Here is a 15077-nt window from a genome sequence, read left to right as displayed (position 1 = left end):
TTCCTCTGGACCTTTTTTCGTTGGCATCACTTGCCGGCGTGGAGGGGTACCGCCCGTACTTTGAGAACTACACAGTGGACGCGAGCATCTTAAATTTGATCGTATTTATACGACAAATTACAAAGATCTAAGCAATTAGATCATTGGTCAATTTCGACTCTGAATTTATTCAGGGTACTTAATCGATTCAAACTCATGTGATTTCAAATTTTTAAGAGCAAACGGTGAATGCCTTGGCATGTAGAGCCGAAGAAGGACGTAGTAATCTGCGATAAGCCTCGGGGAGTTGATAAACGAACTGTGATCCGAGGATGTCCGAATGGGGAAACCCCGCCAGGCCCGTGAGGTGACCTGGTGACTCCCGCCTGAATATATAGGGCGGGTAGAGGGAACGTGGGGAAGTGAAACATCTCAGTACCCACAGGAAGAGAAAACAATAGTGATTCCGTTAGTAGTGGCGAGCGAACCCGGATGAGGCTAAACCGATCATGTGTGATAGCCGGTAGGCGTTGCATGGTCGGGGTTGCGGGACTTTTCTGCTGTCTCTACCGAGGCGGTGAGGGTTAGAACGTTGTATAGACGAACAGGATTGAAAGCCTGGTCATAGAGGGTGCGAACCCCGTAGTCGAAATGCAGCAATCACTCGAGAAGTATCCCAAGTAGCACGGGGCCCGAGAAATCCCGTGTGAATCTGTCAGGACCACCTGATAAGCCTAAATACTCCTACATGACCGATAGTGAACAAGTACCGTGAGGGAAAGGTGAAAAGTACCCCGGGAGGGGAGTGAAATAGTACCTGAAACCGTTTGCTTACAAACCGTTGGAGCAGCCTTGTTGCTGTGACAGCGTGCCTTTTGAAGAATGAGCCTGCGAGTTAGTGATATGTGGCGAGCTTAACCCGAGAGGGGAATGCGTAGCGAAAGCGAGTCTGAATAGGGCGATTCAGTCGCATGTCCTAGACCCGAAGCGAAGTGATCTATCCATGGCCAGGTTGAAGCGACGGTAAGACGTCGTGGAGGACCGAACCCACTTCAGTTGAAAATGGAGGGGATGAGCTGTGGATAGGGGTGAAAGGCCAATCAAACTTCGTGATAGCTGGTTCTCTCCGAAATGCATTTAGGTGCAGCGTTGCGTGTTTCTTGCCGGAGGTAGAGCTACTGGATGGCCGATGGGGCCCAAAAGCTTACTGACGTCAGCCAAACTCCGAATGCCGGTAAGTGAGAGCGCAGCAGTGAGACGGTGGGGGATAAGCTTCATCGTCGAGAGGGAAACAACCCAGACCACCAACTAAGGTCCCAAAGCGCGTGCTAAGTGGGAAAGGATGTGGAGTTGCACAGACAACCAGGAGGTTGGCTTAGAAGCAGCCACCCTTGAAAGAGTGCGTAATAGCTCACTGGTCAAGTGATTCCGCGCCGACAATGTAACGGGGCTCAAGCACGCCACCGAAGTTGTGGCATTGATATTTTTGGTAAGCCGCCACCTTGTGTGGTTGGTTCAGCCGTGTTGATGGGTAGGAGAGCGTCGTGTGGCCAGCGAAGCGGCGGTGTAAACCAGCCGTGGAGGCTACACGAGTGAGAATGCAGGCATGAGTAGCGAAAGACGGGTGAGAAACCCGTCCTCCGAAAGATCAAGGGTTCCAGGGCCAGGCTAATCCGCCCTGGGTAAGTCGGGACCTAAGGCGAGGCCGACAGGCGTAGTCGATGGACAACGGGTTGATATTCCCGTACTGACGAAAAACCGCCCAAGCTAATCCAGTAATGCTAAGCATCTGAATCCCCTAGATGGATCCCTTCGGGGTGAAGCGTGGGGCCTAGCGTGCGACCCTATGCTGGTGCGGTTAGCGTATTAACAGGTGTGACGCAGGAAGGTAGCTGAGCCGGGCGATGGTTGACCCGGTCTAAGGATGTAGGGCGAACGATAGGCAAATCCGTCGTTCATGATGCCTGAGACCCGATGGGTAGCCCGTAAGGGTGAAATCAGTGATCCTATGCTGCCAAGAAAAGCATCGACGCGAGGTTTTAGTCACCCGTACCCCAAACCGACTCAGGTGATCAGGTAGAGAATACTAAGGAGATCGAGAGAATCGTGGTTAAGGAACTCGGCAAAATGCCCCCGTAACTTCGGGAGAAGGGGGGCCTGAGGCGTGAACGGACTAGCTCCGGGAGCGTTCGAAGGCCGCAGAGACCAGTGGGAAGCGACTGTTTACTAAAAACACAGGTCCGTGCTAAGTCGCAAGACGATGTATACGGACTGACGCCTGCCCGGTGCTGGAAGGTTAAGAGGAACGGTTAGCCGCAAGGCGAAGCTGAGAATTTAAGCCCCAGTAAACGGCGGTGGTAACTATAACCATCCTAAGGTAGCGAAATTCCTTGTCGGGTAAGTTCCGACCTGCACGAATGGCGTAACGACTTCCCAGCTGTCTCAACCGCGAACTCGGCGAAATTGCATTACGAGTAAAGATGCTCGTTACGCGCAGCAGGACGGAAAGACCCCGTGACCTTTACTACAGCTTGGTATTGGTGTTCGGTGTGGCTTGTGTAGGATAGGTGGGAGACTGTGAAGCTTGGACGCTAGTTCAGGTGGAGTCATCGTTGAAATACCACTCTGGTCATATTGGATACCTAACTTCGAACCGTGATCCGGTTCAGGGACAGTGCCTGGTGGGTAGTTTAACTGGGGCGGTTGCCTCCTAAAAAGTAACGGAGGCGCCCAAAGGTTCCCTCAACCTGGTTGGTAATCAGGTGTCGAGTGTAAGTGCACAAGGGAGCTTGACTGTGAGACTGACAAGTCGAGCAGGGACGAAAGTCGGGACTAGTGATCCGGCAGTGGCTTGTGGAAGCGCTGTCGCTCAACGGATAAAAGGTACCTCGGGGATAACAGGCTGATCTTGCCCAAGAGTCCATATCGACGGCATGGTTTGGCACCTCGATGTCGGCTCGTCGCATCCTGGGGCTGGAGTAGGTCCCAAGGGTTGGGCTGTTCGCCCATTAAAGCGGTACGCGAGCTGGGTTTAGAACGTCGTGAGACAGTTCGGTCCCTATCCGCTGCGCGCGCAGGAAATTTGAGAAGATCTATCCCTAGTACGAGAGGACCGGGATGGACGAACCTCTGGTGTGTCAGTTGTTCCGCCAGGAGCACCGCTGATTAGCTACGTTCGGAACGGATAACCGCTGAAAGCATCTAAGCGGGAAGCCGGCTTCGAGATGAGATTTCCATCCCTTAGGGGGAGAGGCTCGCAGCTAGACTACTGCGTTGATAGGCCGGATGTGGAAGTGGGGACTAAAGACCCATGAAGCTGACCGGTACTAATAAGCCGATAATTTGATAACACTCAGTTTGAAGAAGCTGCTATGCGTCCACTATGTGGTTCTCGATGTACGGTCGAGAACAACAACACAGTTCATATGAACTGAATATACATTTGTATAAGTTTGTTCGAACCATCGAAAGATGTTTCGGCGGCTATAGCAAGAGGGAAACGCCCGGTCACATTCCGAACCCGGAAGCTAAGACTCTTTGCGCCGATGGTACTGCAGGGGGGACCCTGTGGGAGAGTAGGACACCGCCGGACTTAACTTAGAAACAAGCAGAAAGCCACCCCACGGGGTGGCTTTCCTGCGTTAACCCCCCTACCGCTGGTCTCCTGGAGCGCTGCGGTGTTGTATCCTAGAAACACGAAGCATGGACTGTTCGGAAGACTTGACGCACCGGCGTCGCACAGGTGTTTCGGCGGCTATAGCAAGAGGGAAACGCCCGGTCACATTCCGAACCCGGAAGCTAAGACTCTTTGCGCTGATGGTACTGCAGGGGGGACCCTGTGGGAGAGTAAGACACCGCCGGACTTCGCTTAGCAAGACAGGTAAGGCCACCCCACGGGGTGGCCTTACCTCGTTAAGGAGCGGAGCTACTTGCGGAGTGCCTCGCGGAGCGGCACGCGCGCCCCCATGCGCAGGAGCGCGTTCGCGTAGATACGCGAGCCCAGCGCTATGACCGCAGCCGTGGTGGCCAGCAGGACCATTAGGGACAGCAGCGGCTCCCACCAGGCGGCGGACCCGAGGAAGATGCGCATCGGCATGCCCACCGGTGCGGAGAACGGGATATACGACATGACGGCGAGCACCGTGGGGTTGTCGTTGAAGAAGATCACCAGGAAGTACGGGATCATGATGAGGATCATCACCGGGGAGGTGGCCGAGCCCACGTCTTCCTGCCGCGACACTAGGGACGCGGTGGCCGCGTAGAGTGCGGCCAGCAGCACGAACCCGAACGCGAAGAAGACCGCGAACCAGACGATGGCCGGCCCGACGCCCGCGAGGAGGCTGGTCTGCCCCGTGACAGCCATGCCCACGGACACCAAGAGGCCGATGGCAATGATCTGCGCGAAGGCCATGATGCTGTTGCCGAGCACCTTGCCGGCCAGGAGGGCGCGCACGGAGATGGTGGACATGAGGATCTCGACGATCCGGGTCTGCTTCTCTTCCACGACGCTCTGGGCGATTGTGGAGCCGAAGGTGATGGAGGACATCAGAAACACGAGCCCGAAGCCGAGGGCCACGAGATACGCGAGGCTGTTGTCGCGGGTGGGCGGTTCGAGCAGGCGGAGCTCAGGGCTCACGCTTAGCGCATTCATCACCGCGGCGGGCGGCTCACTGAGAGCGATCACGGCCACGCCGAGGGGCGAGGCGTCCGCGGGTGCGGGTACGACCGCGGCCACGACAGTGCCGTCGCGCACGAGTCCCTCCGCGTCCGTCATGTTGTCGGCCTGCACGAGGTCAAACGCCTTGATCTGCTCAACGTTTTGCCCTACGTAGCCCACGACGGCGACGCGCGGCACGCTCGTGTTCTGGGCGGCGATTCCGCCAACGACAACTGAGGCCACCGAGATCAGCAGCAGGATGGCGGTGGAGATGAGGAAGGACTTGCTGCGGAGCCGCGCCACAATCTCCCGGTTGGAGACAAGTCGCACGCTCTGACCGAAAGTTGGGGCTGTATGCAGGGGACGATTCGTGCTCACTGCACGACCTCCTTGAAGATCGTGGCGAGGCCGGGTCGCTGCTGGCTGAACGAACTGACCGCGCCACGGTCGAGGGCGTGGCGGAGAACCGACTGGCTGGCGGCATCCGTTTCGGCCTCGAAGACAGCGCGGCCCGATGCCGTGTCGATGAGGGTGATGCCGGGCAGGGTTCGGATCCACCCGATGTCTCCTGGCGCGAGGATCTCGAAGCGGGGGCTGCTGTACTGCTCACGTAGCTGTTCCCGCGGCCCGCTGGCTCGAATCTGGCCCTCCGCGATGATCACGAGGTCGTCACAGAGCCGCTCGACGATGTCGAGCTGGTGCGAGGAGAAGAGCACGGGAGCGCCTCCGGCGGCGTAGTCGGTGAGCACGCCCATCACGGTCTCGACCGCGATCGGGTCGAGGCCTGAGAATGGCTCGTCGAGCACCAGAAATTCGGGGTCGTGCACGAGCGCAGCCGCGATCTGCGCGCGTTGCTGATTGCCGAGAGAAAGCGCTTCCACGAGGTCGCCGGCCCGTTCGGAGAGGCCGAGGCGTTCGAGCAGATCGTCGGTGTTGCGGCGAGCGGATGTCCGATCGAGCCCGTGCAGGCGCGCCAGGTACACGAGCTGCTCGCCGATTTTCATCTTCGGGTACAGGCCGCGTTCCTCAGGCATATAGCCGAAGCGGCGCCGGTCGCTCGGGGCGACCGGCGTGCCGTCGATGAGTACCGTGCCGGAATCCGGAGTGAGCACACCGAGGATGATGCGCATGGTCGTGGTCTTGCCCGCGCCGTTCGCGCCCACGAAGCCGGTCATGCGTCCGGCTGCCACCGTGAAGCTCACGTCGGTGAGCACGGGCTTGCTGCCGTAGCGTTTGTTGACGCCCCTGATGTCGAGCATGCCCACCTTTTCGTTGACCGTGTTCTACAGGGTAGTCACCGGGCGACCGTTGGGGGTGCCCCGACGCCCGTGTCCCTACTTGTGGAGCGCCTCACGGAGCGGCACACGAACACCCATGCGGAGCAGCGCATTCGAGTAGATGCGGGAGCCGAGGAGGATCACGACGAACGTGGAGAGGATGAGCACAATGAGGGAGAGCACCGGCTCCCACCATTGGGCGTCCCCCAGGAAGATGCGCACCGGCATGCCGACCGGGGCGGAGAAGGGTACGTAGGACATGATGGCCAGCACGAGTGGGTTGTCATTGAAGAACACGACCAGGAAATACGGAATCATCACCAGGAACAGCACCGGCGAGGTTGCCGACGCCACGTCTTCCTGCCGGGATACCAGCGATGCGGTGGCGGCATAGAGTGCGGCCAGCAGCACGAAGCCGAAGGCGAAGAACACGGCGAACCAGCCGATGGCTGGGCCGACATCGGCCAACAGCACGCGTTGGCCGGTCACGGCCAGCCCGATGGACACCAGCAGTCCGATCGACACGATCTGGCCGAAGACCATGAGGCTGTTCCCGAGCACCTTGCCGGCGAGGAGCGCCCGCACCGAGATCGTGGACATGAGAATCTCGACGATGCGCGTCTGCTTCTCCTCGACGACGCTCTGCGCGATAGTGGCGCCGAAGGTCGTGGCGGACATGAGAAAGATCACGCCGAAGGCGATGGCGACAAGATAGGCCAGGAAGCCGTCCTGAGAAGCGGGTTCCAGGATATCCACGTCCGGGGTCACACTGAGAGAGCCCACGACATCGCTGGGCGCAGATTCCAAGGCGATGACCGAGATGTCGAGGAGGGAATCCGCGGTCGTGGACGGCACGACGGCCGCCTCTACGGTCCCGTCGCGCAGGAGAGCCTTGGCCTCGGCCGTGGTGTCGGCCTCGATAATGTCGAAGGCGGCCGTTTCATCGACGACGCTCATGGCGCTCCCGACGACGGCGACCGTGGTCAGGTTCTCGTTTTGGCTGACGATGCTGCCGACGACGACCGACGCGAGGGAGATGAGCAGGAGGATTCCCGTAGAGATCAGGAAGGACTTGGTGCGCAGTCGGGCGGTGATTTCACGATTCGAAACCAGCCAGACGCTCTGGGCGAAGGTGGGCGCGGTGTGCACCGGGCGGGTGATGCTGCTCACGAGATGACCTCCTTGAAGATCGTGGCAAGGGTGGGGCGTTGCTGGCTGAAGGTGTGCACCGTTCCGAGCCTGACCGCACGGTGCAGCACGTCCTGGCTGGCGGCATCCGCGTCTGATTCGAACAGCGCGTAGTCGCCATCGAAGTCGAGCACGGTGATGCCGGGAACGTCCCGGATCCAGCCCGTGTCGCCCGCCGTCCGGATCTCAAATCGGGCACTGCTGTGCTGCTCCCGCAGGCTATCCCGGGAGCCGGCGGCGCGAACCTCGCCGTCGGCGATGATCACGAGGTCGTCACAGAGACGTTCGACGATGTCCAGCTGGTGGGACGAGAAAAGCACGGGCGCGCCCTGGGCAGCGTACCCGGCGAGAACGCTCATCACGACTTCCACGGCCAGCGGGTCCAGCCCGGAGAACGGCTCGTCGAGCACGAGGAATTCGGGATCGTGCACCAGCGCGGCAGCGATCTGGGCCCGCTGTTGGTTGCCCAGCGAGAGCGATTCCACGGTGTCGGTCGCCCGGGCTTCCAGGCCGAGTTGCTCCAACAACGCGGCCGTGTTGTGACGAGCACAGGCAGGCGACAGGCCGTGCAATCGGGCGAGGTAGACGAGCTGCTCGGCGACCTTCATCTTCGGGTACAGACCGCGTTCTTCGGGCATGTAGCCGAACCGGCGGCGATCGCTCGCGGTGACCGGGGCCCCGTCGATCAACACCGTGCCGGAGTCCGGGCTCAACACGCCCAGGATGATGCGCATCGTAGTGGTCTTTCCCGCTCCGTTTGCGCCGACGAAACCGATCATGCGTCCGTCTCCGACAACGAAGCTCACGTCGGTGAGCACCTGCCTGGTGCCGTAGCTTTTTGTGACGCCTCTGATATCAAGCATGTGTGCCCCTTCGTCGTGCGTATCTTCACGCTAACGGGCAGCTGTTACCGGCACATCCATCGCTCGGGTGAGGCCACCCTCCGCCGAGAGGGGGAGCGCAATCAATCGTTGAGTGTCACGCCGGGAACGATGATGCCGTGCTCGTAGGCGAAAACAACGGCCTGCACTCGGTCGCGAAGCTGGAGCTTCATGAGCACTTTCGACACGTGGGATTTCACCGTCGCCTCGCCGAGAAAGAGCTGCCCGGCAATTTCAGAATTTGCAAGTCCCTGAGCGAGGAGGGCGAACACCTCGGACTCGCGTTCGGTCAGGTCAGGAAGCCCACTCACTTCGGACGTCCTCGTGACGGTGGGTGCGTCCCTGGGACTCACACACCGCTCGATGACGCGCCGTGTCACGTCCGGTGCAAGCAGGGCATCGCCGCGAGCGAGTACCTGCACCGCCCGGATCAGGGCCTCGGGGGTCGAATTCTTGAGCAGAAAACCACTCGCACCGTTCTGCAGCGCGGCAAAAAGGTAGTCCTCACGGTCGAAGGTCGTGAGGATCAGTACCGCCGAATGCACGGAGGGATCCTCGACGATCGACCTGGTGGCAGCGAGCCCGTCGACACCGGGCATCTGTACGTCCATGCAGATGACGTCGGGGTGCAGCGAGCGGGCCAGATCGAGGGCCCCGGCGCCATCGGCAGCCTCGCCCACCACGACGATCCCCGGCTCCGACTGCAGAATGATTCGAAAGCCGGCTCGAACCAGCGCCTGATCGTCGACAAGGAGCACGCGGATGTTCGATGATCTCGTCTGGTCGCTCATACGTTTTCCACCCGAACGAGCGGAAAACGGGCACGCACGAGGTAGCCGCCACGGGGCCTCGCGCCCAGATGCAGCACTCCGCCAACCGCCGCGACTCGTTCGAGCATGCCGCGCTGACCGAGACCAATCGCGCTCGCGCCTGCCCCAGACCCTGCCCCCGCCCCTCCCACCGGGCCTGTGCCGTTGGCGCCGGATCCGCCCGGTGCGACGGCAGCGAACTGCCGTCGGGGGCCGATACCGTCATCGGTGATCTCGAGCTCTACGGCATCCGCTTCGTAGCGGAGCCGAACCTCGCTGCTGGCGCCGGGACCGGCATGTTTGCGGGTGTTGGTCAGGGCTTCCTGAGCGATCCGATAAATACTCAGGCCAATCGTGGCAGGGACGGCCCGCGCTTCACCCACGATGGACAGCCGCACCGGAACGCCGACGGTTCGACTCTGTTCAGCGAGTTCGCCGAGCTGGTCGAGGCCGCGCGTGCTTCCCGACCGGCTGGTGATTTCAGTGATGGACGGGTCGTTTGTGCGCAGGGTTCTGAGCATGGTGTGCAATTCATCCACCGCGCTGCGCGCGCTCTGCTCAATACTCGCCAGCGCCTCGGCCGCCTGAGTCGGATCGAGGGTCAGGATGCGGCGGGCAGCGCCGGCCTGGACGCCCATCACCGACACGTGGTGGGCGACGACGTCATGTAGTTCGCGGGCAATGCGCACGCGTTCCAGGATGAGGGCCTGTCCGGAAGATCGCTCGCGTTCGGCGACCAGCTCCGCGTTGGCCCCGGCCAGCTCAGCGCCGGTGCGCGCGGAGTGCCACGCTGAATCACCGAAATACCAGGCGGCACCGAAGTAGATCATGTTGATGAAGACCTGAAGCACCCCAAATGCGGCGTAGGGCGAGAAGAATCCCTCGCGCGAGAGGTCCGGCATCATGGTCATCTGGTTGGCTTGGACGAAGAGTTGGGAAATGAGCCACACGAACATTCCCGCCACAATTCCGACACGCACCCAGAGTGCCCCGGTTCTGTGGCGGCTCCACGCGCCGACCGAGTAGATGGCCACATAGAGGCAGATATTGGAGAACAGGGCGTCCCCCGTTTCGAGCATCACGCCGCCGGCGAACACCAGGGATGCCGTGATGGCTACGATCTCCGGCCAGCGACGTCGCAGCGCCAGGGGAAGAGCGATCAGGGCGACCCAAAGCGATACCTGCAACACGTGCGAATCCGCGTACACCCCGGCGCTGCGCGTCAGCGACACGCTCAACGCGGTGGCGCCGGTGAGCACGAGCGCGACCCACAGATCTGTTCGGAACTCCGGTCTGCTCGGACGGGGTCGCCGCCACACGTCAAGGGCAGCGGAATCGGAGGTGCTCATGGCTACACGCTAGTCTCCGCAGAGCACCGCCCGGGGGCGGGCCGTCTGGCCGCGTGCCCGGACGGCACCCTACGTCAGTCGGTGCTGAGCGGGATGCGAGTGTTGTTGACGTCCGCCGCAGCACTGTCCCACAGGCCGATCACGCGAGCACCCAGCTCGGCTTCGAGGCCCTCGAGGGCTTTCACCACGAAGATGACCGCTGCGGCTTCGGACCCGGCCTTCGCGAAACCGTAGGCGACGGCGCGCGTCCATGTTTCGGCGGACGCCTTCACCGCGGCGTAGTTCGCGCCGCCGGGCGTTGGCCGGTCCACGGAGACCGACGACACGATCGCCAGGCGGCCGACCGGGGAGGCCAGCAGGTCGGCGTTGAATGCCCGCGTGGTGTTGCGCAGCGTCGTGACCACGTGTTCGTGAAGGAACGCGTAGTCTTCGTCGGTCTGGCCGGCGAGTCCGCCGCCACCGCGCCATCCGCCCACCAGGTGCACGAGACCATCGATCGCGCCGAGATCGGAGTGAACCGTCTCAGCGAGGTGCTGCACGGCGGCGAAGTCGGCGAGGTTGCACACGTAGTGAGCCTCGGCCGAGACGGACTGCAGTCTGTCGGCGTTGGAACCCACAGCGATGACGCGCGCGCCGGCTTCCGTGAGCGCGGTGGCCGTTGCCCGACCGGCCGCGCTGGACGCACCGGCGATCAGCACGGTGCGTCCAGCGACAGCCTCAATCATCGTCAGACCTAGTCATTGGCCGTGATGCCAGCCGTTGACGCGATGACAGTTTTCATTTTCTTGTCAAGCGCCTCGAAGAACATTGACAGCGGGAATTCGTCGTCGAGAACCTCGTCGGTGTAGCCCTTGGGCGGGCCCGCGAGCACCTCGCGCGACAGCCCCTGCGCCCAGACCGAGGCCGGGTTCGGGGTGAGGGTCTCGGCGATCATGGCGTACGCGGCGAGCCAGTGTGCCTTCTTCGGCCGGTCGATCGACGCCCAGTACAGGTCGTCGATCTGCTTGCCGAGGGCGATGACCACGTCGGGCACCGCATCCCAGTCAAACGTGAGGCGCGTGTCGGTCCAGTGCAGCACGTGGTGCTGGTGCATCCAGGCGAACAGCAGCTGGCCGCCGAGACCGTCGTAGTTGCGCACCCGGCTGCCGGTGATCGAGAACCTGAAGATACGGTCGAAGATCACGGCGTACTGCACGAGTTTCGCGTGCTTGCGTGCCTCGGGGCTCGCCTTGTCGTCGCGTTCGATCGTGACCGACTCCCGGAACGCGGTCAGGTCGCAACGCAGTTCCTCAAGCGAATATAGGAAGAACGGCATGCGCTGCTTGATCATGAACGGGTCGAACGGCAGGTCGCCGCGCATATGCGTGCGGTCGTGGATGAGGTCCCACATCACGAAGGTTTCCTCGGTGAGATGCTGGTCATCGAGCAGGCTCGCTGCCTCGGCCGGCAGCTCCAGACGGGTGATCTCTGACGCCGCCCGCACGACTCGCCGGAACCTCGCGGCCTCGCGGTCGGCGAAGATCGCTCCCCACGTGAACGTGGGAATCTCGCGCATCGCCACGGTCTCGGGAAACAGCACCGCAGAGTTGGTGTCGTACCCGGGCGTGAAGTCCAGAAAACGAATCGGCACGAACAGCTTGTTGGAGTACTCCTCCTCGAGCTCGGCGATGAAACGCGGCCAGATCACCTCGATCAGCACCGCCTCCACGAGCCGGTTCGTGCTGCCGTTCTGCGTGTACATCGGAAAGACCACGAGGTGCGCGAGGCCGTCGATGCGATTCTGCTGCGGCTGGAACTGCAAGAGCGCGTCGAAGAAATCCGGCACGCCGAAGCTTTCGCTCACCCAGCGGTCGAAGTCGGCGACGAGTGCCGTGAGGTACCCGGCGTCTGTGGGGAACTGCGGCGCGAGTTCCTCGACAGCGGTAGTGATCTGCGCAACGGATGCCGCGGCATCCGCGTGGAGTGCGGCGTCGGCTACCGAGCCGTCCTGGGCCTGCATGGCCTGCAGCGCGGTGGCTGCGGCCTTGAGGCGAAGCCAGGCGGGGTGCGTGGTGAGTGCGGCGGCGTCTTCGAGAACCTCGGGCTCACCGACTAGTGCTTCTACAACACTTGTTTCTTTCATTGACATCGACATGGGAACCTCCCGTCCTGTGAATCGCCGCGGTTGCGACTGGGCGCGCAGTAAATGCGCAAGTCCTAAGCGTATCGAGGGAAGACCGGCGTTTTCTTGCAATTTCTCGCAGCAATTGCGCGTCGCGACCCCGCCGCATCGCGCAGAATGTCCGTGCACGCCGAGAATCGGCGCCGGTATATGACAGAGTCAAAGAAAAACAACGGGGGACACCATCGCTGCCACGCACCACAAACCGGATACGTCACTGCTGAAGGTGCTCGGCAACCGAGACGCGCTCGCTCTCGGCTTCGGCGCCATGATCGGCTTCGGCTGGGTGGTGCTGACCGGCGGCTGGATCAACGATGCCGGCACCATGGGTGCCGTCTCGGCCATGATCGCCGGCGGGGTCATCATGGGTATCGTGGGCCTCACCTACGCGGAACTCACCGCGGCCATGCCGAAGGCGGGCGGAGAGCACAACTTTCTGCTACGGGCGATGGGGCCGCGCTGGTCGTTCGTGGGGTCCTGGGCGATCACCGGCGGCTACGTCACCATCGCGGCCTTCGAGGCCGTCGCCCTGCCGCGCACCGCCGGGTATCTCTTTCCTAACCTGAGCCAGATCCCGCTCTGGCAGATTGCCGGCGAGCAGGTCTACCTCACGTGGGCCCTCGTGGGTGCCCTCGCGGCCGTCGTCATCACCGGCATCAACATTCGCGGAGTGAAACTGGCCGGGGTCGTGCAGACCTTCGTCGTTCTCTTCCTGCTGATCATCGGCGCGATGCTCATGTTCGGCTCCTTCACCGGTGGTTCCACCGTGCACATGGAGCCGTTCTTCACGGGCGGCATGGGCGGCTTCTTCGCTGTGCTCGTTGTGGTGCCCTTCCTGTTCGTGGGCTTCGACGTGATTCCGCAGTCCGCGGAAGAGGTCAACGTGGCGCCGCGCCAGATCGGCAAGCTCGTGGTCATTGCCGTCATCCTCGCAACCATCTGGTACGTCATGATCGTGCTGACCACCTCGTCGTCGATGAGCGCCGCCGAGATCGGCCAGGCAGATATCGCCACCGCCGATGCCATGGGCGCCCTGTTCGGCAGCGACGTGATGGCCAAGGTGCTGATTGCCGGCGGCATCGCCGGAATCCTCACCTCGTGGAACTCGCTGCTGCTCGGCGCCTCCCGCCTGATGTTCTCGATGGCACGCTCAGGCATGCTGCCGGCCTGGTTCGGCGTGCTGCACCCGACGTTTCGCACGCCCACGAACGCTCTCATTTTCATCGGTTCACTGTCGTTCATCGCCCCGTTCTTCGGCACGCAAATGCTCGGCTGGCTCGTTGACTCCGGTGCGCCGAGCATCGTGATGGCCTACATTCTTGTGGCCGTCGCCTTCGTGGTGCTGCGCCGCCGCGAACCGAAGATGGACCGCCCGCTGCGTGTCGGCGGCAAGGGAAATGGCGGGATCGTGATCGGCGTTCTCGCGGCAGCCCTCTGCCTGGCCCTGCTGAGCCTGTACATGCCCGGCATGCCAGCCGCGTTGTCGTTCGAGCCATGGGTTCTGTTCGGTCTGTGGTGGGTCGGAGGGCTGTTCTTCTACCTCCGCATCCCAGCCGGAATCGCTCCGGGCGCCGACGCCGAGGAGCGTCTGCTCGCGAGCCTGGGGTCGCATTAGAGTGCATTCATGACGGATGCTGCGCTCAACTCACCGCTTACGGCATCCGCTGTGAAAGACACGCTCGCAACACTGGCCGACCCCGAACTCGCGCTGGGCGTTGCGCGATTCTTTCAGACCGGACCCGGCCAATATGGCGAGGGTGACGTGTTCATCGGGCTCAAGATGCCGGTGGTGCGCACGGTGGTCAAGACCTTTGCGGCGCTGCCCCAGCGCGAGATAGACCTGCTGCTCGACAGTGAGGTGCATGAACAGCGCCTCACCGGGCTGCTCATCCTGGTAGCCCAGTTCGAGCGCGCGAGCAAGCCCGCCGGCTTCGACGCTGCCGCCCGCACTCGACTGGCCACAGACTACCTCGCCGCCGTGCGTCGGGGCCGGGTGAACAACTGGGACCTCGTGGACTGCTCCGCCCCCACGCTCGTGGGAACCTACCTGTTCGACCGGCCACGCGACGTGATGCTCGAGCTCGCCGTTAGCCAAGTGCTCTGGCAGCGCCGTGTCGCCATGGTCGGCAGCCTCGGACTCATCATGCGTGGCGACGCGAGCACGTCGCTCGAGCTGGCCGCGCGGCTGCTCGACGACCGGGAACCACTCATGCACAAGGCCGTCGGCTGGATGTTGCGCGAGGTCGGCAAGCGCATCGACCGCGCCTTGCTGCTCGCGTTCCTCGACGAGCATGCGGCCGAGATGCCCCGCACGGCGCTCAGCTACGCCACGGAACACCTCAGCCCGGAGGTGCGCGCCGCTTACCGCGCCCGCCGCTAACCGATCTGGCGCGACGGCCACTCAACGCCGAATTTCGGCCGCTCGTTCCTGTGCCGCCTACGGGTAGTTGACGGGCTTTCCTGGACTCCGTCGGTCAGGCCGTGTGCTTCGACCTGAGATACCGTCGCGGGCCGGGCATGGCGAAGTCGACTATTCCGTACCCGGCCGTTTCCATGAGTCCGGCTGCCAGCAGCCGTGCCCGGTAATTGGCGACAAGGTTCGTCTTGGCGCCCAGCCGCCGCCCGATATCGCCGGTGGCCGACGGACCGTCGTCTGTGGCCATGGCCTGAAAGAAGTCCATATCTTCGGGGGAAGCTGTCGAGAGAGCAGCTTCGATCACTGTGCGTGCGTTGCGTCGGTGGGCGGCTTCAACGGCCCTGCCGACGGAATCCGCGT

11 protein-coding genes and 3 rRNA genes are annotated in these 15077 nt (G+C 62.2%); 5 read left to right on the top strand and 9 right to left on the bottom strand.

From position 1 onward, the window contains the following. The first annotated feature begins 201 nt into the window (after positions 1-201). The 3 genes from BJ997_RS17765 to rrf (BJ997_RS17755) all read left to right on the top strand — a co-directional run bounded on the left by BJ997_RS17765 (position 202) and on the right by rrf (BJ997_RS17755) (position 3842). Positions 202-3329 (top strand): 23S ribosomal RNA (locus BJ997_RS17765). 125 nt (positions 3330-3454) lie between these two features. Further along, positions 3455-3571: ribosomal RNA gene (rrf, locus tag BJ997_RS17760) — 5S ribosomal RNA — on the top strand. A gap of 154 nt (positions 3572-3725) precedes the next feature. Next, positions 3726-3842: ribosomal RNA gene (rrf, locus tag BJ997_RS17755) — 5S ribosomal RNA — on the top strand. 62 nt (positions 3843-3904) lie between these two features. Here the strand turns inward: rrf (BJ997_RS17755) and BJ997_RS17750 are convergent. The 8 genes from BJ997_RS17750 to BJ997_RS17715 all read right to left on the bottom strand — a co-directional run bounded on the left by BJ997_RS17750 (position 3905) and on the right by BJ997_RS17715 (position 12274). Further along, positions 3905-5014: an ABC transporter permease gene (locus tag BJ997_RS17750; protein WP_236629034.1), complete on the bottom strand. Its 1110-nt coding sequence runs from the start codon at positions 5012-5014 to the stop codon at positions 3905-3907. After that, positions 5011-5895, bottom strand: coding sequence for an ABC transporter ATP-binding protein (locus BJ997_RS17745; RefSeq protein ID WP_035837315.1), 885 nt, complete (start codon positions 5893-5895; stop codon positions 5011-5013). The genes BJ997_RS17750 and BJ997_RS17745 overlap by 4 nt, the downstream gene beginning before the upstream one ends. A 75-nt stretch (positions 5896-5970) precedes the next feature. Then, positions 5971-7083, bottom strand: coding sequence for an ABC transporter permease (locus tag BJ997_RS17740; protein ID WP_035837314.1), 1113 nt, complete (start codon positions 7081-7083; stop codon positions 5971-5973). After that, positions 7080-7964 carry an ABC transporter ATP-binding protein gene (locus BJ997_RS17735; RefSeq protein WP_035837313.1) on the bottom strand — a complete coding sequence of 295 codons (885 nt, stop codon included), beginning with the start codon at positions 7962-7964 and terminating at the stop codon, positions 7080-7082. Before BJ997_RS17735 ends, BJ997_RS17740 begins: the two co-directional genes overlap by 4 nt. A 101-nt stretch (positions 7965-8065) precedes the next feature. After that, positions 8066-8773, bottom strand: coding sequence for a response regulator (locus tag BJ997_RS17730; protein WP_035837312.1), 708 nt, complete (start codon positions 8771-8773; stop codon positions 8066-8068). After that, entirely contained in the window at positions 8770-10140 is a 1371-nt protein-coding gene (locus BJ997_RS17725) for a sensor histidine kinase (RefSeq protein WP_035837311.1), read from the bottom strand. Before BJ997_RS17725 ends, BJ997_RS17730 begins: the two co-directional genes overlap by 4 nt. A gap of 74 nt (positions 10141-10214) precedes the next feature. After that, positions 10215-10865: an SDR family oxidoreductase gene (locus BJ997_RS17720; protein ID WP_035837305.1), complete on the bottom strand. Its 651-nt coding sequence runs from the start codon at positions 10863-10865 to the stop codon at positions 10215-10217. 8 nt (positions 10866-10873) lie between these two features. Continuing rightward, positions 10874-12274, bottom strand: coding sequence for a DUF6421 family protein (locus tag BJ997_RS17715; RefSeq protein ID WP_035837304.1), 1401 nt, complete (start codon positions 12272-12274; stop codon positions 10874-10876). A gap of 253 nt (positions 12275-12527) precedes the next feature. Here BJ997_RS17715 and BJ997_RS17710 point away from each other — a divergent pair, with 253 nt between their 5' ends. Together BJ997_RS17710 and BJ997_RS17705 are read left to right on the top strand one after the other, a co-directional pair. After that, on the top strand, positions 12528-13916 hold the full coding sequence (locus BJ997_RS17710; RefSeq protein WP_268871394.1) for an APC family permease: 1389 nt from the start codon (positions 12528-12530) through the stop codon (positions 13914-13916). Between the two features lie 9 nt (positions 13917-13925). Continuing rightward, positions 13926-14681 (top strand): DNA alkylation repair protein, encoded by a 756-nt coding sequence (locus BJ997_RS17705; protein ID WP_035837302.1) that lies wholly within the window; start codon positions 13926-13928, stop codon positions 14679-14681. A gap of 94 nt (positions 14682-14775) precedes the next feature. Here BJ997_RS17705 and BJ997_RS17700 read toward each other — a convergent pair whose 3' ends face one another. Further along, entirely contained in the window at positions 14776-15021 is a 246-nt protein-coding gene (locus tag BJ997_RS17700; protein WP_152602239.1) for a hypothetical protein, read from the bottom strand. Positions 15022-15077: the final 56 nt, after the last annotated feature.

This window comes from Cryobacterium roopkundense (genome assembly GCF_014200405.1).
Taxonomy (GTDB): domain Bacteria; phylum Actinomycetota; class Actinomycetes; order Actinomycetales; family Microbacteriaceae; genus Cryobacterium; species Cryobacterium roopkundense.
The sequence above is the reverse complement of the archived record's forward strand: the minus strand, read 5'-3'. Positions and strand labels throughout refer to the sequence as shown.

Bases quoted from the DNA above. Each gene is read 5' to 3' on its own strand.
- BJ997_RS17720 (WP_035837305.1), bottom strand. From the start codon at position 10,865: ATGATTGAGGCTGTCGCTGGACGCACCGTGCTGATCGCCGGTGCGTCC.
- BJ997_RS17725 (WP_035837311.1), bottom strand. From the start codon at position 10,140: ATGAGCACCTCCGATTCCGCTGCCCTTGACGTGTGGCGGCGACCCCGT.
- BJ997_RS17735 (WP_035837313.1), bottom strand. From the start codon at position 7,964: ATGCTTGATATCAGAGGCGTCACAAAAAGCTACGGCACCAGGCAGGTG.
- BJ997_RS17705 (WP_035837302.1), top strand. From the start codon at position 13,926: ATGACGGATGCTGCGCTCAACTCACCGCTTACGGCATCCGCTGTGAAA.
- BJ997_RS17730 (WP_035837312.1), bottom strand. From the start codon at position 8,773: ATGAGCGACCAGACGAGATCATCGAACATCCGCGTGCTCCTTGTCGAC.
- BJ997_RS17745 (WP_035837315.1), bottom strand. From the start codon at position 5,895: ATGCTCGACATCAGGGGCGTCAACAAACGCTACGGCAGCAAGCCCGTG.
- BJ997_RS17715 (WP_035837304.1), bottom strand. From the start codon at position 12,274: ATGTCGATGTCAATGAAAGAAACAAGTGTTGTAGAAGCACTAGTCGGT.